At 64.9% G+C, this 25,417-nt stretch carries 24 protein-coding genes; 7 read left to right on the top strand and 17 right to left on the bottom strand.

Annotation, left to right across the window (positions count from 1 at the left end):
- Position 1 precedes the first annotated feature (1 nt).
- Entirely contained in the window at positions 2–1,102 is a 1,101-nt protein-coding gene (locus ACYQ2U_RS07790) for a phosphoserine transaminase (RefSeq protein ID WP_459949793.1), read from the top strand.
- A gap of 77 nt (positions 1,103–1,179) precedes the next feature.
- Here ACYQ2U_RS07790 and ACYQ2U_RS07785 read toward each other — a convergent pair whose 3' ends face one another.
- The 10 genes from ACYQ2U_RS07785 to ACYQ2U_RS07740 all read right to left on the bottom strand — a co-directional run bounded on the left by ACYQ2U_RS07785 (position 1,180) and on the right by ACYQ2U_RS07740 (position 11,809).
- Positions 1,180–1,569: a flagellar protein FlaG gene (locus tag ACYQ2U_RS07785; RefSeq protein WP_459949792.1), complete on the bottom strand. Its 390-nt coding sequence runs from the start codon at positions 1,567–1,569 to the stop codon at positions 1,180–1,182.
- A gap of 218 nt (positions 1,570–1,787) precedes the next feature.
- The gene (locus ACYQ2U_RS07780) at positions 1,788–3,122 is read right to left on the bottom strand and encodes a TolC family outer membrane protein (protein ID WP_459949791.1); all 1,335 of its coding nucleotides are present in this window, start codon (positions 3,120–3,122) and stop codon (positions 1,788–1,790) included.
- Positions 3,123–3,136: 14 nt separating this feature from the next.
- Positions 3,137–3,460: a rhodanese-like domain-containing protein gene (locus tag ACYQ2U_RS07775; protein WP_459949790.1), complete on the bottom strand. Its 324-nt coding sequence runs from the start codon at positions 3,458–3,460 to the stop codon at positions 3,137–3,139.
- A 14-nt stretch (positions 3,461–3,474) separates the two neighbouring features.
- The gene (locus ACYQ2U_RS07770; protein ID WP_459949789.1) at positions 3,475–4,137 is read right to left on the bottom strand and encodes a protein-L-isoaspartate O-methyltransferase family protein; all 663 of its coding nucleotides are present in this window, start codon (positions 4,135–4,137) and stop codon (positions 3,475–3,477) included.
- An 87-nt stretch (positions 4,138–4,224) separates the two neighbouring features.
- The gene (locus ACYQ2U_RS07765; RefSeq protein WP_459949788.1) at positions 4,225–7,323 is read right to left on the bottom strand and encodes an efflux RND transporter permease subunit; all 3,099 of its coding nucleotides are present in this window, start codon (positions 7,321–7,323) and stop codon (positions 4,225–4,227) included.
- Positions 7,324–7,335: 12 nt separating this feature from the next.
- Positions 7,336–8,379, bottom strand: coding sequence for an efflux RND transporter periplasmic adaptor subunit (locus tag ACYQ2U_RS07760; RefSeq protein WP_459949787.1), 1,044 nt, complete (start codon positions 8,377–8,379; stop codon positions 7,336–7,338).
- Between the two features lie 22 nt (positions 8,380–8,401).
- On the bottom strand, positions 8,402–9,112 hold the full coding sequence (locus ACYQ2U_RS07755) for a TetR/AcrR family transcriptional regulator (RefSeq protein ID WP_459949786.1): 711 nt from the start codon (positions 9,110–9,112) through the stop codon (positions 8,402–8,404).
- 102 nt (positions 9,113–9,214) lie between these two features.
- Positions 9,215–9,571, bottom strand: a complete 357-nt coding sequence (locus tag ACYQ2U_RS07750; protein WP_459949785.1) for a hypothetical protein — start codon at positions 9,569–9,571, stop codon at positions 9,215–9,217.
- A 12-nt stretch (positions 9,572–9,583) separates the two neighbouring features.
- The gene (locus ACYQ2U_RS07745; RefSeq protein WP_459949784.1) at positions 9,584–10,147 is read right to left on the bottom strand and encodes an RNA polymerase sigma factor; all 564 of its coding nucleotides are present in this window, start codon (positions 10,145–10,147) and stop codon (positions 9,584–9,586) included.
- Between the two features lie 168 nt (positions 10,148–10,315).
- Positions 10,316–11,809, bottom strand: coding sequence for a carbonic anhydrase (locus ACYQ2U_RS07740; RefSeq protein WP_459949783.1), 1,494 nt, complete (start codon positions 11,807–11,809; stop codon positions 10,316–10,318).
- A 172-nt stretch (positions 11,810–11,981) separates the two neighbouring features.
- On the opposite strand from ACYQ2U_RS07740, the gene thiC reads away from it, so the two are divergent.
- The 3 genes from thiC to mutY all read left to right on the top strand — a co-directional run bounded on the left by thiC (position 11,982) and on the right by mutY (position 16,240).
- Positions 11,982–13,898, top strand: a complete 1,917-nt coding sequence (gene thiC, locus ACYQ2U_RS07735; RefSeq protein ID WP_459949782.1) for a phosphomethylpyrimidine synthase ThiC — start codon at positions 11,982–11,984, stop codon at positions 13,896–13,898.
- A 67-nt stretch (positions 13,899–13,965) separates the two neighbouring features.
- On the top strand, positions 13,966–15,165 hold the full coding sequence (purT, locus tag ACYQ2U_RS07730) for a formate-dependent phosphoribosylglycinamide formyltransferase (RefSeq protein ID WP_459949781.1): 1,200 nt from the start codon (positions 13,966–13,968) through the stop codon (positions 15,163–15,165).
- Between the two features lie 28 nt (positions 15,166–15,193).
- Positions 15,194–16,240 (top strand): A/G-specific adenine glycosylase, encoded by a 1,047-nt coding sequence (mutY, locus tag ACYQ2U_RS07725; protein WP_459949780.1) that lies wholly within the window; start codon positions 15,194–15,196, stop codon positions 16,238–16,240.
- A 34-nt stretch (positions 16,241–16,274) separates the two neighbouring features.
- Here mutY and ACYQ2U_RS07720 read toward each other — a convergent pair whose 3' ends face one another.
- From ACYQ2U_RS07720 to rapZ, 5 genes are read right to left on the bottom strand one after another with little or no spacing between them, the layout of a single operon-like run.
- Positions 16,275–16,874: an LON peptidase substrate-binding domain-containing protein gene (locus ACYQ2U_RS07720; protein WP_459949779.1), complete on the bottom strand. Its 600-nt coding sequence runs from the start codon at positions 16,872–16,874 to the stop codon at positions 16,275–16,277.
- Positions 16,871–17,479, bottom strand: a complete 609-nt coding sequence (locus tag ACYQ2U_RS07715) for a flavin prenyltransferase UbiX (RefSeq protein WP_459949778.1) — start codon at positions 17,477–17,479, stop codon at positions 16,871–16,873. Before ACYQ2U_RS07715 ends, ACYQ2U_RS07720 begins: the two co-directional genes overlap by 4 nt.
- Positions 17,476–18,021: a Gx transporter family protein gene (locus ACYQ2U_RS07710; RefSeq protein ID WP_459949777.1), complete on the bottom strand. Its 546-nt coding sequence runs from the start codon at positions 18,019–18,021 to the stop codon at positions 17,476–17,478. The genes ACYQ2U_RS07715 and ACYQ2U_RS07710 overlap by 4 nt, the downstream gene beginning before the upstream one ends.
- The gene (locus ACYQ2U_RS07705) at positions 17,996–18,394 is read right to left on the bottom strand and encodes a NusG domain II-containing protein (protein WP_459949776.1); all 399 of its coding nucleotides are present in this window, start codon (positions 18,392–18,394) and stop codon (positions 17,996–17,998) included. The genes ACYQ2U_RS07710 and ACYQ2U_RS07705 overlap by 26 nt, the downstream gene beginning before the upstream one ends.
- 5 nt (positions 18,395–18,399) lie before the next feature.
- Complete coding sequence (gene rapZ / locus ACYQ2U_RS07700) at positions 18,400–19,275, bottom strand: RNase adapter RapZ (RefSeq protein WP_459949775.1); 876 nt, start codon at positions 19,273–19,275, stop codon at positions 18,400–18,402.
- A 292-nt stretch (positions 19,276–19,567) separates the two neighbouring features.
- Between rapZ and ACYQ2U_RS07695 the strand changes: the two genes are divergently transcribed.
- Genes ACYQ2U_RS07695 through ACYQ2U_RS07685 form a run of 3 tightly spaced genes read left to right on the top strand, consistent with a single transcriptional unit; the run spans position 19,568 to position 22,954 of the window.
- Complete coding sequence (locus ACYQ2U_RS07695) at positions 19,568–20,602, top strand: MBL fold metallo-hydrolase (protein WP_459949774.1); 1,035 nt, start codon at positions 19,568–19,570, stop codon at positions 20,600–20,602.
- Between the two features lie 11 nt (positions 20,603–20,613).
- On the top strand, positions 20,614–22,434 hold the full coding sequence (phaC, locus tag ACYQ2U_RS07690) for a class I poly(R)-hydroxyalkanoic acid synthase (RefSeq protein WP_459949773.1): 1,821 nt from the start codon (positions 20,614–20,616) through the stop codon (positions 22,432–22,434).
- Between the two features lie 10 nt (positions 22,435–22,444).
- Positions 22,445–22,954 carry a putative toxin-antitoxin system toxin component, PIN family gene (locus ACYQ2U_RS07685; RefSeq protein WP_459949772.1) on the top strand — a complete coding sequence of 170 codons (510 nt, stop codon included), beginning with the start codon at positions 22,445–22,447 and terminating at the stop codon, positions 22,952–22,954.
- Between the two features lie 366 nt (positions 22,955–23,320).
- Here ACYQ2U_RS07685 and ACYQ2U_RS07680 read toward each other — a convergent pair whose 3' ends face one another.
- Positions 23,321–24,187, bottom strand: a complete 867-nt coding sequence (locus ACYQ2U_RS07680; protein WP_459949771.1) for a hypothetical protein — start codon at positions 24,185–24,187, stop codon at positions 23,321–23,323.
- A gap of 427 nt (positions 24,188–24,614) precedes the next feature.
- Positions 24,615–25,376 carry an SDR family oxidoreductase gene (locus ACYQ2U_RS07675; RefSeq protein ID WP_459949770.1) on the bottom strand — a complete coding sequence of 254 codons (762 nt, stop codon included), beginning with the start codon at positions 25,374–25,376 and terminating at the stop codon, positions 24,615–24,617.
- Positions 25,377–25,417 lie beyond the last annotated feature (41 nt).

The following is a 25,417-nucleotide window of genomic DNA, read 5'->3' as shown; positions in this document are numbered from 1 at the left end:
CATGAACCACCATAACAACCGCCACAATTTCTCCGCCGGTCCCGGCGTGCTGCCCGAGGGCGTCCTGGCCGAGGCCCAGCAGGCCATCACCGCCGTGGACGCCACGGGCCTGTCGGTACTGGGCATCAGCCACCGCTCCGACTGGTTCGCCACCGTGGTGAACGAAGCCGAAAGCAACATCCGCCAACTACTGGGCCTGCCCGACGACTACGCCGTGCTGTTCCTCCAGGGCGGTGCCTCCCTTCAGTTCGCCATGGTGCCCATGCTGCTGTTGCGCAACAGCGGCAAAACCGCCGACTACCTGCGCACCGGCTATTGGAGCGCCAAGGCCATCCCCGAGGCCCGCCACGAAGGGCCGGTGCGGGTGCTCTGGGACGGCGAGCCCCTCGGCTTCCGCCGCCTGCCCCAAGCCGACGAACTGGCCTGTCAGCCGGACGCCGCCTATTTCCACTACGTTTCCAACGAAACGGTGGAGGGCCTCCAGTTCCACGAAGTGCCCGGTCTGGACGGCGTGCGCCGGGTCTGCGACATGTCCTCGGACTTCCTCTCGCGCCCCATCGACCCGCGCCGCTACGACCTGATCTACGCCCACGCCCAGAAGAACCTCGGGCCGGCCGGCGTGACCGTGGTGATCCTCCGTCGCGAACTGCTCGATGCGGTGCCCGCCGGCATTCCCGCCATCCTCGACTACCGCAGTCACCTGCGGGCCGATTCCATCTACAACACGCCGCCGGTGTTCGCCATCTACGTGACCCTGCTGGTGACCCGCTGGCTGCTGCGGGACATCGGCGGCCTGACAGCCATGGCCCGTCTCAACGAGGCCAAGGCGCAATGCCTTTACGACGTCCTCGACGCACACCCCGACTTCTACCGGGGGCACGCGGCGGCGGCCGACCGTTCCCGCATGAACGTGGTGTTTTCCCTGGCCGATGCCGCCCTGGAAGCGGAGTTCCTGCGCCGCGCCCAGGCCGAGGGGTTTTCCGGGCTGGAGGGCCACCGCTCCCTGGGCGGACTGCGGGCCTCGATCTACAACGCCATGACCTTGCCGGCGGTGCAGAACCTGGCGCAATTCATGACGGGGTTCCGCGCATCCCGCTCCTGACAGCGGCCCGGGCAGGAGCGCCGGACAAAGAAATGGCCTCGTCACCGAGGCCATGTATCACCACAAACCGGCTGTCGTCAGGCTTTTTCGTCGAGCAGCAGGCCCCGCATGCGGTCGATTTCCCGGCCCAGCTTGAGGGCCTCTTCGGAAGGAAACTGGCGGATCACTTCCTTGGTGTTTTCGTCCACCACCTTGACCACCAATCGCTCGGACTCGTTGTCCACCGAGAACTGCAAGCTGGACGCCACGGATTGCACCCGTTGCTGAAGGTCGTCCACCACCTTTTGCACGCTTTTCTCGTGCGCGGCGGTCGCGGCGGCGGTCGGCGCCGCGGTTTGCACGGCGGCAGTCGTGGCCGCGGCAGCCCGTCCGGCATCCGCCGTCGGCACGCCGGTCGTCGTCGCCCCGCCCCCCTGGGTCGGCACGCTGGCGACGCTCGGCAGCTTTGTAGAAAGATCCACGCTCATGATCAACCCTTTGCCAAATTAGGCTTTTTATTCAGCTGGTTGGCAATTTCCAATTCAGCCGTTTGTCATATATCTCCACCTGGCTTCAGCCCCGTTTCTCACGGCGGCATCAACCCTATCTAGTCCCTTTATCGGCAACTTGAGGGAAACCTTTAGGGAATTGGCAAAAAAATACCGCCCCTCGGGGCGGCATGGTTGGCGCCGGGGTAAAGCCCCCCTCACTCGAGCAGGCGGTTGATGGCCTCCAGGTCGGTTTCGCCCAGGGTGCCGGCGGCGCTTTTCAAGCGAAGCAGGGCCACCAGCGTGTCGAGACGGGCCTTTTTGAGCTTTTGCCGGGTGTCGTAGTACTGGCTTTGGGCATTGAGCACCTCGATATTGGTGCGCACCCCCACCTCGAAGCCCAGTTTGTTGGACTCCAGGGCGGATTGGGAGGAAATCAGGGCGGCTTCCAGGGCCTTGACCTGGGCCAGGCCGGCATTGACCCCCAGATAGGACTGGCGGGCCAGCAGGGCGGCGCTACGGCGGGCATTGTCCAGGTCGGCGTTGGCCTTTTCGCGCAGGGCCACGGCCTGATCCACGGCAGAACTGACGGCGCCGCCGGCGAAGATGGGCACGGTCAGTTGCAAGCCGACCACGGTGGAATGGGTGTCGCTACCGATGCCCGGGGTCAGGATGTTGTCGTTCTGGTTGCTGCGGCCCCGGCTCGCCACCAAATCCAGGCTGGGCAGATGGCCGCCGCGCTGCTTGGACACCTCCTGTTCGGCCACGGTGACCTGGGCCTGGGCGGCCTGAACGCCGAAGTAAGCCTCCTCAGCGCTGGTCACCCATTGCTCGCCGTTGTCGGGCTCGGGACGCAGCAGATTGACGTTCTTGCCCAGGTCCTTCAAGTAGTCGTAGGGCTTGCCCGCCACCAGACGCAGCTGCTGGCGTTTGACTTCCAGGTCGTTGCCGGCGACGATTTCCTGGGCCGTGGCCAGGTCGTAGCGGGCCTGGGCGTCATGGACTTCCACCACGGTCTTGGTGCCCACCTCGAAGGCCTTCTTGGCCTCCTCCAGTTGCTCGGCGATGGCCTTGCGGCTGGCCTCGGCGGCCGACAGGGCCTCGCGGGCCTGCAACACGTCGAAATAGGCCTGGGCGGTGCGCAGGATCAGGTCCTGCTTGGCCAGGCCGAACTGGGCCTCGCTGGCGGCCACCTTGGCCTTGGCCTGGTTGTAGCCGGCCCAACGGTCCCAGCGGAACAGGGGCTGGCTCAGGCTCACGGTCCAGCCGTTGCTGCGGTAGTCCACGCTGCGGTTGACGACGGGATTGCTCTTGACCCGGGATTCGATGTCGTTGTTCTGGGTATTGGCCGTCAAGGCGATGTTGGGCAGCAAGCCGGCCCGGCCCTGGGGCAGGGCTTCCCGCCCGGCGTCGGCGGCGGCCTTGGCGGCGGCGTACTGGGCATCGTAGCCCAGGGCATCGCGATAGACGGCGAGCAGGTCGGCGCCCTGGGCGGCCCCGGCCAGCAGCAGGGCGCCGAACAGGCCGAGGTTGCGGACAGCTTTGGACTTCATCGGTTTCACCTCGATCAGTAGCGGGCCATGGTGCGGTCCACCTGGAGCGCCCAGCCCTCGACCCCGCCATTCAGGTTGTACAACCGGGAAAAACCATGCTGTTGCAGGAACATGGCCACCTGGAAACTGCGGCCGCCATGGTGGCAGATCACCACGATCTCCCCGTCCCGGGGCAGCTCGGCCGCCCTGGCCGGCACGCTGCTCATGGGCATCAACTGGGCGCCGTCGATGTGGCAGATCTCAAACTCCCGCGGCTCGCGCACGTCCAGCAGCAGGGGCTTGGGCCGCTCGGGGTCATCGAGCCAGGCCTTGAGATCGACGGGGGAGAGTTGTTCCATGGCGGACTTTACTTTCAGAAGGTGAAGGCGGAACGGGGGGCGGCACTGCGCAAATAGGCGGCGCCGGCTTCGAGGATGACGCGGCGGCTGAATTCACCCTCGCCCACCTTGCTCACCACCACCATGGTTTGCACCGGGCTGCCCACCAGGGCGAACAGGCGACCGCCCACCTTGAGCTGGTCGAGCAGGACGCGGGGAATCTCGGTCACGGCACCGGACACCATGATGGCGTCGTAGGGGGCATGGGCGGGCAGACCTTGCAGGCCGTCGCCAACGCTGACGGTGACGTTGTCCACCCCGGCCCGACGCAGGTTGGCACGGGCCGTTTCGGCCAGGGCAGGCTCGATTTCCACGGTCCACACCTGGGCGCTATGGGTCGCCAGCAGGGCGGCCATGTAGCCGGAGCCGGTGCCCACTTCCAGCACCTGGGCATGCTTCTTCAGTTCCAGGGCCTTGAGGGCGTGGGCTTCGATCACCGGGTGCAGCATCTCGGCACCGTGCCCCAGGGGGATGGCGGTGTCGGCATAGGCCAGGGCCCGATAGGCAGCGGGCACGAAGTCCTCCCGCCGCACGGCGGACAGCTGCTCGCGGATTTCCTGGTCGAACAACGCCCAGGGACGGACTTGCTGCTCGACCATGTTGTAACGAGCTTGATCAAAATTGACGGCGACGCTCATGGCTACCCCTAAATATCAGTAAATTCTAATTTACCTTGACCCCGATCGGGCTCAAAGCGGTGGAAAAGATCATTTTAGCCCCGGCCCTCATGTCGTCGGCGCGCTTTCCTGCCGTCCGATCTTGAACCAGGCGGCGTACAAGGCGGGCAGGAACAGGCAGGTCAGCACCGTGGCCACGATCAGGCCGCCCATGATGGCGATGGCCATGGGCCCCCAGAACACTTGGCGGGTGAGCGGGATCATGGCCAGGATGGCGGCGGCGGCGGTGAGCACGATGGGGCGGAAGCGGCGCACGGTGGAACTGACGATGGCCTCCCAGCGGGACAGGCCGGCGGCTTCGTCCTGCTCGATCTGGTCCATGAGGATCACCGAGTTGCGCATGATCATGCCCATCAGGGCGATCACGCCCAGGTTGGCGACGAAACCGAAGGGGGCCTGGAACACCAGCAAGCCCAGCAACACGCCGATCAGGCCCAGGGGCGCGGTGAGCACCACCATCACGGTGCGGCTGATGCTCTGCAACTGCATCATCAGCAGGGTCACCACGGTCAGCAGCATCAGGGGCATGACGGCGGCGATGGAGTCCGAACCCTTGGCCGATTCCTCGATGGCGCCGCCCATCTCGATTCGGTAACCGGACGGCAGCTTGGCGCGCAGGGCGTCCATTTGCGGATCGAGGGCCGTGGAAATGGTGGGGGCCTGCACCTTCTGGTCCGCCAGGTCGCCGCGCACGGTGATGGTGGGCACCCGGTCGCGGCGCCAGATCACGCCGTCCTCCAGCACGGGCACCAGCTTGGCCACCTGAGCCAGGGGCACATGGCGGCCGTCGCTGGCGGAAATATCCAGTTCCGGCAGGCGTTCCAGGGTCGCGGCGTTGTCGTTGTCGCGGCGCCCGGCGCGCCAGACCACGTCGATCAGGCGGTCGCCCTCCCGATACTGGGTCACGGCCGCGCCGTTGAGCCAAGCACGCAGGGTCAGGGCGATGTCCTGGCTGTTGACGCCGAGCACCCGGGCCCGCTCCTGGTCCACCTCGACGCGGACGCTTTTCACCTTCTCGTTCCAGTCCAGGTGCACGTCGCGCAGGCCGGGATGGGCGCGCATCACGACGGCCACGTCGGCGGCGATGCGCCGCACCACCTCGGCGTCGGGGCCGGAGGCGCGGAACTGGACCGGATAACCGACGGGAGGGCCGTTTTCCAGGCGACCGGTGCGCACCCGCAGGTGGCTCCAGCCGGGATCATCCCCCTCGAACAGGGCGTCGAGTTTTTTCTTCAGCACTTCCCGCTCTTCCAGGCCCTTGGTCACCACCACGATCTGGGCGAAGTTGTCGCTGAACAATTGCTGGTCCAGGGGCAGATAAAAACGCGGCGAGCCATTGCCGATGTAGGTGTAGTAGCTCTCCACCGTCGGCTCCTTGGCCAGCAGGGCCTCGACCCGGGCCGCCTCCATGCCGCTCGCCTTGAGGGAGGCGGTCTGGGGCAACCACACGTCCACCAGCAGCTCGGGCCGGCTGGAGGCGGGGAAGAACTGCTTTTGCACCGCCACGCCGAACAGCACGATGGTGACGACGAAAGCCCCCGCCGTGGCGGCGATGACCCGCCAACGATGGTCCAGGCACCATTCCACCAAGGCGCGGAAGCGGCGGTAGAAGGGCGTGTCGTAGATGTCCTCGCTATGTTTCTGGGCCTTGGCCATGAGGGCCTTGGGATCGAGGATCTTGTGGCCCAGCCAGGGCGTGAACACCACCGCCACCACCCAGGAGGTGAGCAGGGCGATGGTCACCACGGCGAAGATGGAAAAGGTGTACTCCCCCGCCGCCGACTTGGCGAAGGCCACGGGCAGGAAGCCCGCCGCCGTGATCAGGGTGCCGGTGAGCATAGGGAAGGCGGTGGAGGTGTAGGCGTGGGTGGCGGCGCTGAAGCGGTCCCAGCCCTGTTCCATTTTCACCACCATCATTTCCACGGCGATGATGGCGTCGTCCACCAGCAGGCCGAGGGCGATCACCAAGGCGCCGAGGGAAATCCGTTGCAGGTCGATGCCGAAGATGCCCATCAGCAGGAAGGTCAGGGCCAGCACGATGGGGATCGACAAGGCCACCACGGCCCCGGTGCGCAAGCCCAGGCTGAGGAAGGACACGGCGAGAACGATGATCACCGCCTCCGCCAGGGAATGGACGAACAGCTCGATGGAAGAACGCACCACTTCCGGCTGGTCGGCCACCACGTGCACCTCAACGCCCACGGGCAGCGCTGCTTCCAACTGCTTCATGCGCTTGCCCACGGTTTCCCCCAGCTGGGGCACGTTGCCGCCCTTGGCGATGACCACGCCGAAGGCCACCGCCGGCTTGCCGTCGATGCGCATCTGGGGCGCGGGTGGATCCACCAGGCCGCGGCTGACGCGGGCGATGTCCCCCAGCTTGACGGTCTTGCCGCCGGCCATCAGGGCCGTGTTGCGCACCGCCTCGACACTATCGTAGCGGCCGCTGACCCGCAACTGGATGCGGTCGCTGGCGGTCTCGACGAAGCCCGAGGGCACCACGGCGTTCTGCTGATCGATGGCATCGCCGATCTGCTTGGGCGTCAGCCCCAGGGCGGCGAGCCGGGTGGGGGCGATGTCCACGTTGATGCGCTCCTCCTGGACGCCGATCATTTCGATTTTCTTCACGTCCTTCAGGGTGCGCAGGTCCCGCGCCATGTCGTCGGCGTAGCGGCGCAATTCCGGCAGGTCCACGCCGTCGCCGGTGAGGCCGTAGATCAGGATGTCCACGTCGCCGAACTCGTCGTTGGGGAAGGGCCCCTGCACCCCGGCGGGCAGGGTGCTACGGATGTCGTTCAACTGCTTGCGCACCTGGTACCAGGCATCGGGCACTTCCTTGGGCGGCGTGTAGTCCTTGAGGGCGATGAACACCAGGGACTCGCCCGGACGGGAGGCGGAACGCACCACGTCGGCCCAGGGCGTGTCCTGCAATTTCTTTTCGATGCGCTCGGTGAGCTGGCCTTCCACCTCCTTCACCGTGGCGCCGGGCCACAGGGTGCGCACCACCATGACCTTGAAGGTGAAGGGAGGGTCCTCGCTGCGGCCCAGCTTGAAGAAGGACATCACGCCCCCCAGCAGCAGCACCGCCATCAGGTACATCACCATCTGGCTGTGTTCCAGGGCCCAGGCCGACAGATTGACTTTTTTCATGGGCGCGGGCTCTCAGCGGGCTTGGGCGGCGTCCACCAGCCGCACCTTTTCGCCGCCATGGAGCTTGTGCACCCCGGCCGCCACCAGGCGCTCGCCGCCCTCAAGACCGGCATTGACCACCGCCTCCCGCTCGCCGTAGCGGCTGATGCCGACCGGCCGCAAACTGAGCATCCCGTCCTTGTCGATGACCCACACCGCCGGCTTGTCGCCGTCCTGGAACACGGCCCCGAGGGGAATGCTGAATTGCTTGCCCGCGTCCCGCGCCGCGCTGCTGGTGCCGACGAACTTGACCGTGGCGCTCAAGCCCAGGGGCAAGGCGGCCTCGGCCGGTGGCAGGGCGATCCGGGCCGGATAGGTGCGGGTCGCCGGATCGGCGGCCGGCGCCAGTTCCCGCAACTTTCCCTGGATGGCGCGGCGCTCGCCCGCCCACAAAGTCACCTCGGCCTCGACCCCAGGCTTGAGGCCGGTCAGGCCTTCCTCGGGAATGTTCAGCGCCACCTCCCGCTCCCCCTTCTGGGCCAGGCGCATGACGCCCTGGCCGGCGGACACCACCTGCCCCACCTCGGCCAGCACGGCGGCGATCACGCCATCCCTGTCGGCCACCAGGGTGGTGTAGGCGGCCTGGTTGCGGGCCAGGGCAGCCTGGGCGGCGGCGGCCTTGAGGGTGGTCTCCTTGCCGTCCAGGGCGGACTGGCTGATGAAGTTCTTTTCCTTCAAGTCCCGATAACGCCTGGCCTCGGCCTCGGCCAGGCTGCGCTGGGCTTCCGCCTGGACCACTTGCAGGGCGGCGTCGGCACCGTCGATGCGTGCCAGGGGTTGCCCGGCCTTGACCACCGCGCCGGCATCCACCAGGCGCTCGACGATCTTGCCGCCGATGCGGAAACCCAGCAGGCTTTCCCGCCGGGCGCGCACTTCGCCACTGTAGATGGGTCCCGTCGCCTCGCCCCCCTGGCCGACCACGATCGACTTCACCAAGCGCGGCTGCACTTCCGGCGGCGGCGGCGACGAGCAGGCGGCAAGGCCGAGCAAGGCGAAGGGCAGGAGCCGAAGCTTCACGGTAGCGTCCATGGCGGGGCTTTCAAAGGGAAGGGTTGGGGTGGGAGGAATGGACGGCAATGCCTTCCTGCCGCAGACCGTTCAGGGTCATTTCGACGGAGGTTGCCAAATATTTTTGTGGGTCGATGCCCTGGCCGCAGATGGCGAAGGAATGGCGCCAGAGGGACAGCATCAACAGGGGGGCGAAGATCACGTGGAAGGCGGATTCCACGTCCATCGGGCGGAACTCCCCCTGTTCGATGCCGCGCCGGAGGACGCCGCCGATCATTTCCCGGGCCGGCAGGATCACCGCTTCGTAGTAGTAGGCCGCCGCATCGGGAAAATTGCCGGACTCGCTGATGATCAGCTTGAAGATGCCACCGGTGGCGGTGGCGCCCACCTGCTGCCACCAGGTCATCATCAAGCCCTTCAGCAACTCGGCTTGGCTGCCCTGGTGTTGTTCGATGTAGCGTCGGCCCTCGTCGATCAGGGGCACCAGGTTCTGGGCCAGCACGGCCTTGAACAGGGCTTCCTTGTTGTCGTAGTAGAGATAGAGGGTGCCCTTGGTCACCCCCGCCTGAGCCGCCACGTCGTCGAGGCGGGTGGCGCTGTAGCCCCGCTCGACAAACTGGGCCAGCGCCGCCGCCAGCAATTCGCCGGGGCGCTCTTCCTTGCGCCGCTGGCGGATCGGTGAGGCGGAGGACTCGTCGGCCGGATCAGTGAGCGGCACGGAAAGGGTCGCGGTTTTTTTCATGGCCGGCCATGCTAACTAACCGGTCAGTCAGTAGTCAACGAACATTTTCATTCCGCGCCCCTTTACCGCTTCTTTACCCTCGGCTCGCCGACCCGACGGAGGTCAGGCCTGGGGTTCGCTAGGAGATGCGCCGGGCGCTTGCGCCTGTTCCCGGCCATGGCAGCACCACCGATGCCAGCCGGCGTGGAGCTTTTGCCGCTCTTCCTCGCTCAGGTGCTCGCCATGGAAACGACGGCGGAAATGGCCCCGGCCACGGAAGCCGCCGAACAACAGCTTGCACAACAGGATCAGGCCCAGGGCCTGGACGAAGCTGATTTCGCGCACGCCGTCGAACAGGGCCGGCATCAGCCAGTTCCACAGGCCCATGACGAGCGCGCCGAAGGCGGCGATGCCGCACAGGACCATCAGGCCGATCTTGGCGACGCGACGGGGAGAGCAGGGGGAGGACATACGGGACATGGTGGGGCTCCTTCAGGAATCGAGTTCGTCGTAAAACGGTTGCAAGCGGGCGCGCAACTGGCGCACCGCCAGCCGTTTGCGCCCAAGCAGGGTATTGATCGGGGTGCCGCTTTCGGCGGCCATGACCTTGAAGCTGCGGCCTTCCAGCTCATGGGCGATGAAGACGGCCCGTTGCTCCTCGGGCAATCCGTCCAGGGCGCTGCTCAGGGCGTCGAGCAGCACGGCCCGGGCGTAGGCTGCCTCGGGCCCGGCGGCCGGGTCCGGCAGCAGCAGATCGAGACTGGCGTCGTCGTCCGCCTCGGGCAGGGGCACTTCGCGGTGTTTACGAAAGCGGTCCACGATGCGGTTGCGGGCCACCCGGAACAGCCAGGCGCCGACCTGCTCGATGGGGTCCGGTAGTCGCCAGGCGGAGACGAATTCGAAAAATACCTCCTGGAGGATGTCCTCCGCCTCGTCCGGATCGGGCACCCGCTGGCGGATGAAGTTGCCCAGGCGCCCCCGTTCGCGGCGGATGGCGGCGGTGAGGTGGTGGTCCTGGTCAGCCATGGCCGCGTCGAGGGGATAAGTGGTTTCCATGCCTTGAAGACGATCCAGGCCGGAAAATATTGTGGGCAGCCCCACAAAAAAACACGGCACCGCGGAAAACCGTGGTGCCGGCAGGCATTGGCGGGGCTGACTCCCCGTTCCGCCAGGGCCGGGCGCGGCAAAACGCGACCACGGCCAGGGCGGGGAAAGGAGGCCGCCTTAGCGGCTTTCCTTGATCAGCCGACCATTGCTGGGCTGGGTGGGACGGGCGTTGTTCTTGTACACCCGGGAGAAAACCGCCAGTTGCTCGGGGGTGATCACCACCGGCTGCTTGAACACCATCCACAGCACGCCTTCGTCGCAGGGCGGCGTGGTCAGGGAACCCATGTAGGTGTAGTAGCTGCGGTCCTGGGGCAGCAGCTTGGCCACATCCAGGGGCTGGGGCGGGTTGGTGCTGCTGCCGGCCTCCAGGGGCATGTTGTTCCAGATGGTCTGGATCACCGGTTGCTCCACCTCGCCACGCTCCAGCAGCACCGCCACCACGGCGATGTGGCCTTCGTCATCCTTGTGCACCAGGTGGGCCACCATGTCGAAGCGCTTGCCGCCCACCTTTTCCTCGGAGGGACGGTGGAAGTGTAGTTGCTTGAGTTCGTAGCTGCGACCCATGACGCGGATCACGTTACCTTCGTTCACATTGACCTGGATGGTGTGGCCGTTGTCCTCGATGCGGACCCGTTGCGGACGGTAGTCGAAACGGATGCCTTCCAGGTCCACCTTGACGCCTTCGCCGATGTCGATGGGGGACTGGCGCAGACCACTGCCACACAGGGCGTTCTTGCTGTCGATCTTGGCCCAGTTCTCGGGACCGCCCTCGCCTTCGTAGCTCCAGTGAATTTCCTTCTTCGGCGCGGGCTTCTTCTTGCTTGTCACCCGGCGCGGACCGGCCGTGGCCAGGGCCACTTCGCGGGAACGCCGATCCAGGCCGCTCAAGGCATTGACCGCGGCAGCAGCGGCGCTCTTGTCGCCCGGCTTGGCATCAGGCGGGCACTTGTCGCAATTGGTTTTTTCCAGGGCCTTCACCGTGGAGCCCTCGACCGGCTTGCCGTCCCCGGGTTTTTCCACCTGGGAGGAATCGATCTTGGGCAGGTCGATCATGCGCTTGGGAGGTTCCACCTTGCCGCTGTCGGGGGCCTTGTCGGCCACGGGCATGACACGGGCCAGGTTGTCCTTGCCGTTGGTCACCAACTCGGCGTGCATCACGGAAAACCGTTTGTCGCCGTCGCCCTTGTCAGCCTTGCGCTGGGCGGTCTGGACCGTCGGACGACGGCAGACCTCCTTCAGCATGGCCGCCTCGACGCCGCTCTTGGCGGGCTGGTCCTTGAAGGCGTAGATGGGCTCGACCCGCAGCACCTTGTCGCCATCCAGGTACAGGCGCTTCACCGCCGTGTAGCGTTTGGCGGCGCAATCGTAGCTATTGAGCACCTCCACCGTGTTGTAGGTGGTGCCGCTTTCCTCATCGGTCACGGCCTTGTGCAGGGCCAGTCGGGACCAGGCCTGAACCCGGCCCGCCTCGACGGCACTGATGCGGGACACGTCCAGTTCCGCCCCCCGCGCCGAGGCCAGCTTCTGCCATTGTGGCGCGGCCAGGGCCGGCGTGGAAATGAGGATGGAAGCAGCCAGGGCTGCGGTCAAAGCGGAAGGAATAAAGCGCATGGTACGAACCCCTCTTATTCTTCGTCGTCGACGGGTCTACGGCAGCAAGCCTATACACTTTAGCCTCTAATTCACGCTTATCCTTGATTCCAGTGCGGTTGCATTGCCTGCCGGCTTCCGGTAGTTTCGCCCGACTCGACTCAACACCGCCCGGACAAACCGGAGCAAGTCCATGAACGCAAACGATAAATTCCTCGCCGCCCAAGCCCACGTGGACGCGGCCGCCATCCAGCCCCTGCCCAATTCGCGCAAAATCTACGTGCCGGGTTCCCGTCCCGACATTCGCGTCCCCATGCGGGAAATCAGCCAGACCGACACGCCCGCCGCCCAGGGCGCCGAAAAAAACCCTCCGATTTACGTCTACGACTGTTCCGGCCCCTATTCCGACCCGGCGACCAAGATCGACATCCGTTCCGGCCTGCCCGCCCTGCGCCAGCAGTGGATTGAGGAACGTAAGGACACCGAACTGCTCGCCGGCCTGACCTCCGCCTACGGCCGGGAACGGGCCGCTGACCCGTCCACCGCCGAACTGCGCTTTCCCGGCCTGCATCGCCAGCCCCGTCGGGCCAAGGCGGGCATGAATGTCTCCCAGATGCACTACGCCCGGCGCGGCATCATCACGCCGGAAATGGAATACGTGGCCATCCGCGAGAACCTGAACCGCAAGGCCTACCTGGAAAACCTGCGGACTTCCGGCCCCACCGGCGAGAAAATGGCCAAGCTGCTGGGCCGCCAGCACCCCGGTCAGCGTTTCGGCGCCGCCATTCCGGAAGAGATCACCCCCGAGTTCGTCCGCGACGAAATCGCCCGGGGCCGCGCCATCATCCCCAACAACATCAACCACCCGGAAAGCGAGCCCATGATCATCGGCCGCAACTTCCTGGTGAAGATCAACGCCAACATCGGCAACTCCGCCGTCACCTCCTCCATCGCCGAGGAAGTGGACAAGATGACCTGGTCCATCCGCTGGGGCGGCGACACGGTGATGGACCTGTCTACTGGCAAGCACATCCACGAAACCCGGGAGTGGATCATCCGCAACTCCCCCGTGCCCATCGGCACCGTGCCCATCTACCAAGCCCTGGAGAAGGTGGACGGCAAGGCCGAGGACCTGACCTGGGAAATGTTCCGCGACACCCTGATCGAACAGGCCGAGCAAGGGGTGGACTACTTCACCATCCACGCCGGCGTGCTGCTGCGCTACATACCCATGACCGCCGAGCGCATGACCGGCATCGTCAGCCGCGGCGGTTCCATCCTGGCCAAGTGGTGTCTGGCCCACCATAAAGAGAACTTCCTCTACACCCACTTCGAGGAAATCTGCGACATCATGAAGGCCTACGACGTGGCCTTCAGCCTCGGCGACGGCCTGCGTCCTGGCTCCATCTACGATGCCAACGACGAAGCCCAACTCGGCGAACTCAAGACCCTGGGTGAACTGACCCAGATCGCCTGGAAGCACGACGTGCAGGTGATGATCGAAGGCCCCGGCCACGTGCCCATGCATCTCATCAAGGAGAACATGGACAAGGAGCTGGAGTGGTGCGACGAAGCCCCCTTCTACACCCTGGGCCCCCTGACCACCGACATCGCCCCCGGCTACGACCACATCACCAGCGCCATCGGCGCCGCCCAGATCGGCTGGTACGGCACCGCCATGCTCTGCTACGTGACCCCCAAGGAACACCTGGGCCTGCCCAACAAGCAGGACGTGAAGGAAGGCATCATCACCTACAAGCTGGCGGCCCACGCCGCCGACCTGGCCAAGGGCCACCCCGGCGCTCAGATCCGCGACAACGCCCTGTCCAAGGCCCGTTTCGAATTCCGCTGGGAAGACCAATTCAACCTGGGCCTGGACCCGGACAAGGCCAAGGAATTCCACGACGAAACTCTGCCCCAACACGGCGCCAAGATCGCCCACTTCTGTTCCATGTGCGGTCCTCACTTCTGTTCCATGAAGATCACCCAGGACGTGCGCGACTTCGCCGCCGCCCAGGGGGTGAGCGAACAGGACGCCTTGCAGAAGGGCATGGAAGTGAAGTCGGTGGAGTTCGTCAAGGCTGGCGCCGAGGTCTATCGCCAGGTCTGAACAATCTTGCCCTGAAGCCCTTCAAGAGCCCGGTAAAATCCGGGCTCTTTTCTTTGCGGAGCCTCCCATGCGCCTCGGTACCCCTCTTTCTTCCTCCGCCATCCGCGTCATGCTGCTCGGTAGCGGCGAACTGGGCAAGGAAGTCGTGATCGCCCTGCAACGGCTGGGTTGCGAGGTCATTGCTGTGGATCGCTACGCCGACGCACCGGCCATGCAGGTGGCGCACCGCAGCCATGTGATCGCCATGACCGACGGCGCCGCCCTGCGCAAACTGGTGGAACTGGAAAAGCCCCATCTGGTGGTGCCCGAGATCGAGGCCATAGCCACCGACGAATTGGTGAAGATGGAAGCCGAAGGTCTGGCCGAGTTCATCCCCACCGCCCGCGCCGCCCAACTGACCATGAACCGGGAAGGTATCCGTCGTCTGGCCGCTGAAACCCTGGGCCTGCCCACCTCGCCCTACAAGTTCGCCGACTCCCTGGCCGAGCTGCAAGCCGCCATTGATGGCGGTATCGGTTATCCCTGTGTGGTGAAGCCGGTCATGTCCTCCTCCGGCAAGGGCCAGTCTCTGATTCGCAGCGCCGCCGACGTGCAAAAAGCCTGGGACTACTCCCAGGCCGGTGGCCGGGTCGGTGCCGGGCGCATCATCGTCGAAGGCTTTATCGACTTCGATTACGAAATCACCCAACTCACCGTGCGCGCCGTGGGCGAGAGTGGCGAAGTGGAAACCTTCTTCTGTGACCCCATCGGCCATGTGCAGGTGGACGGCGACTACGTGGAATCCTGGCAGCCCATGGCCATGACGCCGGTGGCCCTGCAAAAGAGCCGCGACATCGCCAAGGCTGTCACCGGCAACCTGGGCGGGCGCGGCCTGTTTGGCGTGGAGCTGTTCATCAAGGGCGATCAGGTCTGGTTCTCCGAAGTCAGCCCGCGCCCCCACGACACCGGCCTCGTCACCCTGGCTACCCAGCGCTTTTCCGAATTCGAACTCCACGCTAAGGCCATCCTGGGCCTGCCGGTGGATACCAGCCTGCGCCGCCCCGGTGCCTCTGCCGTGATTTACGGCGGCATGGAAGAAAAGGGCATCGCCTTCGAAGGCGTGGCCGAGGCCCTGCGAGTGCCCGAGTCCGACCTGCGCCTGTTCGGCAAGCCCGAGAGCTTCAAGAAGCGCCGCATGGGCGTGGCCGTGGCGAATGCTGATACCACCGATGAAGCCCGTCAGCGGGCCAAGCTGGCGGCCTCCAAGGTCAAGCCGGTCAAGGCTTGAGCGAGAATTTGAACGAGGATTAGGCCAGATGTCCAACTTCGCCACGCGCCTGATCGCGTGGCAGAAAAAGGCCGGTCGCCACGACCTGCCCTGGCAGAACACCACCGATCCCTACCGGGTCTGGCTGTCGGAAATCATGTTGCAGCAGACCCAGGTGGCAACGGTGATTCCCTATTACCTGCGCTTCCTGGAGCGCTTTCCCACCCTGGCCGATCTGGCCGCCGCTCCGGTGGAAGAGGTGATGCCCTATTGGGCGGGCCTGGGCTACTACGCCCGCGCCCGCAACCTGCACGCTTGTGCACGGGCGGTGGTGGCGGACCACGGCGGTGTCTTTCCCCGGGACCCCACCTTGATTGCAGAATTGCCCGGCATCGGCCGCTCCACCGCCAATGCCATCGCCGCCTTCTGCTTCAAGGCGCCAGTGCCCATCCTCGACGGCAACGTCAAGCGGGTGCTGGCCCGCTGTTACGGCATCGAGGGGTTTCCCGGCACGCCGGCGGTGGAAAGGGAAATGTGGGCCCTGGCGGAAAGCCTGCTCCCCGATACCGACGTAGGCACCTACATCCAAGCCCAGATGGACCTGGGCGCCACGGTCTGCACCCGCAGCAAGCCCCGCTGCGGCACCTGCCCACTGGCGGAGATCTGCGTGGCGCGACGGGATGATCGCCAGGCGGAACTGCCCGTGCGCAAGACGAAAAAAGCCGTGCCTGAGCGGAGCGCCCGTTACCTGGTGATCGTGGACGGCGAGGGCCGCGTGCTGCTCGAACAGCGCCCCGCCAGCGGCATCTGGGGCGGGCTGTTGTGCTTGCCGGAATTGACGACGGAAGAAAGCCCCGCCGCGCGCACCTTGGCCCTGGGACTTGAGACGCTGGCGGATTGGGAAGAGCTGCCCGCCCTCAACCACACCTTCACCCATTTCAAACTGGAACTGGTGCCCCTGTTGGCCCGGGTCCAGCACTTCCCGCCCATGACAAGGGAAACGGGTTTGCAGTACTTGCCCATTCACGCCCTGGCAGCCGCCGCCTTGCCGGCACCGATCCGGCGCTTGTTGCAGGAAGCCGCTTCGCGGCTCTGACTCAGGACTCCCGCAGGTCTCCCTTAAGTTTCCCTCAGGTTTCCAAGAGTCCGCGTTGGGCGCAGAAGCGGAACACTTCTTCCAAGCGTTCGTGGTGGTTGTCCTGTTCCAGCAGGTCCTGCTTGAGGGCCACTGGCAGAGGCAGCAATTCGCAAAAGCGCCAAGCCACCCAGGCCGGATCGTCGAAACGGTAGGGCTCCGTCGCCCGGTAGCCCTGGCTCACCGCCTCCTCCAGGGCGCGCTTGAGCAGGGGCACCAGGCGGCCATGCTCCGGCGCCAGGCCGGCGGCATCTTGTTCCGGCAAGACTTCCACCGTGGCCCGCAGCAGGCCCTTGGCGCTGGCCCAGCGTTCCCGGATCTGGAAGCGTTCGCCGCCCACGGCGATGAGTTGCAACAAGCCCAACTGGGGCATGTCCCAATCGACGATGCGGGCCAGGGTGCCCACCTCGTGGGGCTCCGCCGGTTCCCCCACTTCCTCGCCGGCGGCGATCAGACAGACGCCGAAGGGCAGTTCGTCCCTTAGGCATTCCTTGGCCATGTCCAGGTAGCGTTGCTCGAACACCTTGAGGGGCAAGGTGCCCTCGGGGAACAGCACGGTCTGGAGCGGAAAGAGGGCGATTTCAGTGATCTTCATGCGTCTCCCCAGCGCGCCATGAGCTGGTGCGCGATGCCCAGTTGGTCCAGGATGCGGGCGACGACGAAATCGATCAGCCCCTGCATGTCCGTCGGGCGGTGATAGAAGGCCGGATTGGGCGGCAGGATCACCGCTCCGGCCCGGGACAGGCGCAGCATGTTTTCCAGGGCAATGGCCGACAGGGGGGTTTCCCGAGGCACCAGGATCAGCTTGCGGCCTTCCTTGAGCACCACGTCGGCGGCCCGGGTCAGCAGGTCGTCGGCCATGCCGGCGGCCACCTTGGCCAGGGTGCCGTTGGTGCAGGGACAGATGACGTAGGCGTCGGGCGGATTGGAGCCCGAGGCCATGGGCGCGTTCCAGTCGTCGCGGCCGTAGACCGTGAGTTGGCCTTCGTCCTCGGCCAGGCCGCAATGGCGGCGCAACGCCCGCTCCGCCTCCCGTGGCTGGCTCGGCAGCACCAAATCCGTTTCCTGTTTGGCGACGATCTGGGCCGCCTGGGAATAGGTGAGCCAGACCCGTTGCCCGGACTTGAGCAGGCATTCCAGCAGGCGCAGGCCGTAAGGCAGTCCGGAGGCGCCGGTGAAGGCAAGGGCGACGGTTTTCATGGGGCGGGGGGTTCGCGATCCGAAGGGGCCGCCCGATCGAGATGGGCGGCGATCAAGCCGTTCACGATACCGAAGAACAACGCGGTGGTGGCGAATACCGGCACCAGATAAAAAACACCGTCGTGGGGCACCAGCCACAGCCGGGCCAGCAGCACCTGGCCGCCGATGTGGGCGAAGGCGGCGAGGATGGACAGGGTGACCGGCCCGAACCAGCGGCGGGGCAGGCGCGCCGCCGGAGCCAGCACCGCCAGGCTCAGCAGTGCCCCGGTCAGGCTGAGGAAAAATCCGGGGGCGAGAAACTGCCCCACCACCAGGCTGCCGGCCAGTACCCGCAGCAGGGAGACCCAGGCCGCGTCCACCCAGCCGTGGCGCAGCAGCACCAGCAGCACCACGATGTTGGCCAAGCCCGGCTTGACGCCGGGCAGGGGCGTGGGAATCGCCGCTTCGGCCACGGTGAGGGCGATGGCGGCGGCGGCGTAGCGGGCAATGCGGCGGTCTTCCGCCGTCACCCGCAGTTCAATAGCTGATGGAGTCGGTGGCATGGGAAGCGCTCGCCGGTCCCTTCAAGGACAGGCTGATGTGGTTGGGCGCGCAGATGGCGATGGCGTTGGGCCGGCTCAGCCAGCCCTGGCGGACGCAGTACTGGCGCGGCCCCGGGTCGGACAACACGCGGGCCCGGCCCGGTTCGATCTCGATGGTGGTGACGCCGATGGGACCGCTCACCTCGATGCGCTTGTGGATGGTGAGGGGCAATTCGGCCACCAGGGCGCCGTCGCGCCGGACCACGGCTTTTTCCGCCGTGCCGCCCTGCCACAACAGGGGATAGGACAGGGCCACCAACACCGCGCCGACCAGGACCGTGCCCCAATCCCCCGACCGCAACAGGGCCAGCCACGGCTGGGCCGCGCGAACCATGGGCACTAGGCGCCCAGGGCGCGGTGCCGCACCAGTACCCGGGCCTGTTGCAAGAACTGGCGCGACAGCCAATCGGCGATGAACACCGAGCGGTGTTGGCCGCCGGTACAGCCCACGGCCACGGTCAGGTAGGAACGGTTGTCGCGCAAATAGGCGGGCAGCCAGTCGGCGATGAAGCGGCGGATGTCCTCGCGCATTTTCAGCACCTCGGGCTGGGCTTCGAGGAAGGCGATCACCGCCAAATCCTGTCCGGTCTGGGGCCGCAGGGCCGGATCGTAGTAGGGATTGGGCAGGCAGCGCACGTCGAACACCAGGTCGGCGTCCAGGGGCAGGCCGTGCTTGAAGCCGAAGGATTCGAAGAGCAGGGTCAGGCTGGACTCGGGACGGATCGCCAGGCTGTCCACGGTGCCGATGCCGGCCAGTTCCTTGATGAAATTGCGCAACGCGTTGGGCCGCAAGTCGCTGGTGTCGATGCGGTGGCCGAGGGTGGACAGGGTTTCCAGGGCCTCCCGCTCCCGGGCGATGGCCTCCGCCAGGGTGACGTCGCTATCGTCGGCGGCCAGGGGATGGCGGCGGCGGGTTTCGGAAAACCGCTGGATCAGCACGTCGTCCCGGCCATCGAGGAAAATGAAACGCAGGTCGATGCCCCCCTCCGCCTCCAGGCTGCGCAATTGGCTGGGCAGGGCGGCGATGCCGCTGCCGCCGCGCATGTCCATGGCCACCGCCACCTTGCCGTAACCCTCCGCGCGCATTTGCGCCACCAGCTGGGGCAACAGCAATGCCGGCAGGTTGTCCACGCAGTAGTAGCCGGCGTCCTCCAGGACCCGCAGCGCCACGCTCTTGCCCGAACCGGACAAGCCGGAAATCAGGATGAGCTGCATGGGGCCTTTCCGTCGGCCGTGGCCGGCGCTTCCGCCCCCTGGGGCGATGGTGTTTCCGCAGCCGTGGGAACGGCGGGCTCTAGCTCCACCAAGGGGCGCCCGCAGCCCTGGCACAAGCCGGTCTGAGGGTCGGGGGTGCAGATGCCGATACATTCGTATTCCATGGCCCGATATTACTTCGCTGCACCCGCTTTGGGGCGGGCAGCCCGGTCCCGGCTTATTTTGCTGCAACGCAACAAAATAGTTTTCCTGTAGATTAGAATTCAACTAATACAAACGGCATCCCCCAACCGTGGACCTCCTTCAGAAAAAAGACACCATCCTCGACTACCCGGACATCCCCCTGCCCGAGCCGGGACAAACCCAGGAAGTACTGCCCGGCATCCGCTGGGTGCGCATGCCCCTGCCCATCGTCGCCCTGAACCACGTCAACCTCTGGTTGCTGGCCGACGGCGAGCGCTGGGCGGCAGTGGACACCGGCATCGCCACCGATTCGCAAAAAGCGCTGTGGCAACAGGTGTTGACGGACCATCCCCTGTCCCACCTGGTGGTGACCCACCTCCACCCGGACCACGTCGGCCTCGCCGCCTGGCTCCAGGAGCAGACCGGCGCCCCCCTGTGGATGACCCTGGGTGAATACTCCACCGCCCAATTGTTCTTCCACCAGCTGGGCGCCTGGTCCTTCGCCGCCGTGGAGGCGCTCTACGCCCGCCACGGTCTGGGCGAGGAGATGCTGGCCGCCCTCGCCACACGTGCCGGGGCCTATCGCAAGGGCGTGCCGGCCCTGCCCGCCGCCTATCGGCGCATGATCGACGGCGACCACTTCACCATCGGTGAGCGGGAGTGGCGGGTCATCACCGGCTACGGCCATTCGCCGGAACACGCCAGCCTCTACTGTGACGAATTGCGCGTGCTGGTCTCCGGCGACATGATGCTGCCGCGCATTTCCACCAACGTCTCGGTACTGCCCACCTGTCCCGAGGACGACACCCTGGGCCGCTTCCTCGACGCCATCAGCCGCTTCGAGGCCCTGCCCGAGGACACCCTGGTGCTACCCTCCCACGGCAAGCCCTTCCGCGGCCTGCACCTGCGCATCGCCCAGCTCAAGGCCCACCACGCCGAACGTTGCGAGGTGTTGACCGAGGCCTGCGTCGTGCCGAAGACCGCCGCCGAGTTGATCCCCGTGCTGTTCGAGCGCCCCATCGACGACGCCAACCAGATTTTCTTCGCCCTGGGCGAGGCCATCGCCCACCTCAACCACCTGCATCGCGCCGGCCGCTTGCGCCGGGACGACGCCGGTCCCATCATCCGTTTCATCACCGTCTGAAGAGGTCGCCCATGTCGCAACAGGAAAACAAACCGCAGTTGCCCGATCCCGCCCAGATCGTCAACACCTACGCCGAAGTCGCCCAACGGGCCGCCAAACTGTTCACCGACCATCTTCAGCGCCAGATGAAGAACGGCATCAGCACGCCCAGCGACGAAATGGGCGTGGGCCAGGCCTTCACCGACATGGTGACGAAGATGCTGGCCAATCCCTACAAGCTGGCCCAGACCCAGATGAACCTGGTGTGGGACTACATGTCCCTGTGGCAGACCTCCATGCTGCGCTTCGCCGGCGTTCAACTGAATCCCGTGGCCAAGCCGGTCAAGGGCGACAACCGCTTCAAGGATGAAACCTGGGAAGAACATTTCCTGTTCGACTTCATCAAGCAGTCCTACCTGATCGCCTCGCGCCACATCCACCAATCCGTCGCCGGCGTCGAGGGCCTGGACGAGAACACCCGCAAGAAGGTGAACTTCTTCACCCGCCAGTTCGTGGACGCCCTCTCCCCGTCCAACTTCGCCCTGACCAATCCCCTGGTGCTCAAGGAAACCGTGCAAAGCCACGGTCAGAACCTGCTCAACGGCTTCAACAACCTGCTGCGGGACATCGAGAAGGGCGACGGCCAGTTGAAGGTCACCATGACCGACCTCAATGCCTTCGAAATGGGCAAGAACGTCGCCACCACGCCGGGCAAGGTGGTGTTCCAGAACGACCTGATCCAGTTGATGCAGTTCAATCCCACCACCAAGGAACAGTTCAAGAAGCCGCTGCTGATCGTGCCGCCCTGGATCAACAAGTACTACATCCTCGACCTGCGGGAGAAGAACTCCTACATCAAGTGGGCCACCGATCAGGGCCACACCGTGTTCTGTATCTCCTGGGTCAATCCCGACGCTCACCTGGCCAAGAAGAGCTTCGCCGACTACCTGCAAGAAGGCACCCTGGCCGCCCTCGACGCCATCGAAAAGCAGACCGGCGAGAAGCAGGTGAACGCCGCCGGCTACTGTCTGGGCGGCACCCTGCTCGCCACCACCCTGGCCTACCTGGCCGCCAAGAAGGACAACCGGATCGCCTCCGCTACCTTCTTCACCACTATGCTGGACTTCGCCAACCCCGGCGAACTGGGCGTCTTCATCGACGAGGAATCCGTCGCCAACCTGGAAAAGAAGATGGAGCAGCGCGGCTTCCTCGAAGGCACCGAAATGGCCGGCACCTTCAACGCCATGCGTGCCAACGACTTGATCTGGTCCTTCGTGGTGAACAACTACCTGATGGGCAAGGAACCCTTCCCCTTCGACCTGTTGTTCTGGAACTCCGATTCCACCCGCATGCCCTACGCCATGCACAGCTTCTACCTGCGCAACATGTACCTCTACAACAAGCTGCGCGAACCCGGCGGCATCACCCTGATGGGCGTACCCATCGACCTGTCCCTGATCAAGACCCCGGTGTACTTCATTTCCACCATCGAAGACCACATCGCCCCCTGGAAGTCCACCTACGCCGGCACCGGCCTCTTCTCCGGCCCCATCCGCTTCGTCCTGGGCGGCTCCGGCCACATCGCCGGCATCGTCAACCCGCCCTCCGCCAACAAGTACGGCTACTGGACCAACCAGCAGAAAACCTATCCCGAGGACCCCGAAGCCTGGCTGGCCGAGGCCAAGCAGAACGAGGGCTCCTGGTGGACCGACTGGGAACAGTGGGTGGAAAAGCTCAACGGCGACGAGAAGGTCCCCGCCCGCGATCCGGCCAAGGGCAAGCTCAAGGTCCTGGAAGACGCCCCCGGCTCCTTCGCCAAGTTCCGCCTCGACGCCCCCAAGGCAGAAGCCTGAACCACGACCAGTGAGCGCAGCAGTAACGGCATCGAACAACGCGCCGCAGGGCAGCCCCCTGCGGCGCGTTGTTTTTGACACCAATGCCATCCTCTCCCTCTGGGCCTTCACCGACAGCCGCTTCGCCCCCCTGCGTGCCGAAGTGGACGCCGGCCGCTGGCTCGCCCTGACCCGACCCGACTGCCTGGATGAATTGCGCCGGGTGCTGACCTATCCCCAATTCAAGTTCGACGCTGCCCGCCAAGAGGCGGCCTACGCCGCCTATGAAAGCCAAGCCCTCTGCTGGCAGGGCGAGGCATTGACGGCGGAACTGCCCCGCTGCAAGGACCGCGACGATCAGAAGTTTCTGGAGTTGGCGCGAGATGCCGGCGCGGATTGGCTGGTGACCTCGGACAAGCTACTCCTGCGCTGCGCCCGACGGCAGAAGTTGGCAGGGATGTTCCAGATCCTCAAGCCGGATGTGTTGTTGGCGGAATTGGTGCATGAGCCGTCACCCATCGCAAGGATATCCGCAGCCTAAACCCCGTTCGCCCTGAGCGTAGCGCAGCGAAGTCGAAGGGCCCTTTGCTCTTACTCCCGTTCGCCCTGAGGTATCGAAGGGCGAATGCAAATTTTATTTGTGGTCGCAAAACAAAGACCGCGCCGGGAGTTCGCCCCGGCAGGCGACCTACTTTCTTGCTTCTGCAAGAAAGTAGGCAAAGAAGCAGCCCCGACCACACCGCCCCTAACGGGGTTCCCTCCCTCCGAACCACCCGAACGGCCGGTCTTGCAAACTAGCGGCTACGCCGCGTCGGACAGCAAGCCCGGACTTCCCCGTTCGGGCGGCTCTCCGCTCGGCGGCGCGGAACGGGATGGTAACTCGATCCCAATTGACCACCTAACTCCGTTACTCAAGCCGCTCCCAATGGAAAACCCCGACAACCGGCGGCTGTAACTCTGGCCCTTTGTAATGGTATATCTCGGGTTGCTGGGTTATCTCGTTAAGCAAGCCAGCCAAGTTATCAGCCAAAAGATCAATTGGTTGGTCCCCATCCCCGGTGAAACCTCCCCATGTAAATTTTCCATGGGTAGTCGGTCCCCCAAGGAGTAACCACATCAGTTCAGCGTAACGACCGCCAAAATCATTGGGCGGTTTGTCCGACATCACCTGCATCCATAAAGGCACTGGAGTACCAAGCCTTTCACTAACAGCCTGATGTAAGGTGGAATGGATACGTAGCAGATAGTTGGCATTAAAGATTGCCATTGGGGCTTGCTTTTCGGTAACAGTCAGTATTTCAGGTTCCGCTCCTTCTGCCCGCACATATGGGCCGAATTCAAGCTTTAGCTTTCCTCCCAATTCAACACGGCGATAACACCCAGAAATCCCCAACTGGCGAGCATTCTCTGGCTCAGTTAAAAGTATCGTGTTTTCTTTTGCAGAAACTGCCAGGGTTAATACTGGGTACTTTCTTAGTGCGTGGAAAAACTCCTGGTGGAAATGAGTTCGATATCTTTGATCGGCATACTTCCACTGTCTCAACACACCCGTACTCGGGTTAAGAGTTTTTCCTAAGTCATCTGCAAGAGCTTGGTGCTCAACGTTTTGGGAAATAATCAGTGCTGAATGGTGCCACTCTGCACCAATAATCTGTTCGGTTGGCGAATGATCAATTGAAACCATATGCGGAACCAATGTTGGATCGGCAAGAGTAGAAACATACCAACGCATGGCAGTTAGAAGATCTGGGGCGGCGATATGGCGATCATTCATATTTTTCTTTCGTAACTGAAAGTGGCGTGCCAAGAATAGATCAAGACAAAGATCAATCTGCCCCCCTATCCCGTTCCGCGCCGCTGAGCGGAGAGCCGCCCGAACGGGGATGTCCGGGCTTGCTGTCCGACGCGGCCTGATTTTTAGGCCGCTAGTTTGCAAGACCGGCCGTTCGGGTGGTTCGGAGGGAGGGAACCCCGTTAGGGGCGGTGTGGCCGGGGCTGCTTCTTTGCCTACTTTCTTGCAGAAGCAAGAAAGTAGGTCGCCTGCCGGGGCGAACTCCCGGCGCGGTCTTTGTTCTGCGGACACTGATGAAATTTGCGTTTGTGCTTCGATACCTCAGCACGAACGGTTAACGGGTACGAGGCCCTTCGACTTCGCTACGCTACGCTCAGGGCGAACGGTGGTTAATCGACCACCAATCCTCTCAAAGCTTCAACGCCCGTGGCTTCCGCCCCGCCCGGCTGGCCAGCCGGTCATACAGCCAATTCGGCAACCACCCCATCACTCTTGCCGCGACGCCCATCTGCCAGGGCACGGTGCCGATGCTGCGCCCCGCGTCGATCATGCGGGCCATGGCGGCGACGGCCTTGTCCACGGGTTGGAGGAAGGGCATGGCGTAGGTGTTCACCGCCGTCATGGGGGTTTCGATATAGCCAGGGGCCAGGGTGACCACCTTGACGCCGCTGCCGCGCAATTCCACCCGCAGGCTTTCCAGCAGCTTGACCACGGCCGCCTTGGAGGCGGAGTAGGCGCCGGCGCCGGGCAGGCCGCGTACGCCGGCCACGGAGGCGACGCCTACCAAGCGGCCACGGCCGGCCTGCTTCATGGCGGCGACGAAGGGGGAGAGGGTGTGCACCACGCCGAGGACGTTCACTTCCATGACGCGGCGAAAGGCGGCCAGGTCTTCCGTTTCTTCGGCCAGGGTGCCGACGGAGATGCCGGCATTGGCGACGACCACGTCGGGCACGCCGGCCTGCAAAAGAAAGTCTTGTGCGGCAGCAGCGACGGCCTGGGCATCGGCCACGTCGGCACCGTAGCAATGGACGACGACGCCGTACTGCTGCGTCAGCGCCCGCGCCTGTTCTTGCAGCATGTCCCCACGCCGGGCCAGCAGGCCCAGGGTGGCACCCCGGCTAGCGTAGTGGCGGGCGAAGGCGGCACCGATGCCGGAGGAGGCACCGGTCAAAAAAACCCGCAGGGCCCCGATGTCGGGGCGTGCTGCGGGTT

The sequence above is a fragment of the Denitratisoma sp. agr-D3 genome, from assembly GCF_054658675.1.
The sequence above is the reverse complement of the archived record's forward strand: the minus strand, read 5'-3'. Positions and strand labels throughout refer to the sequence as shown.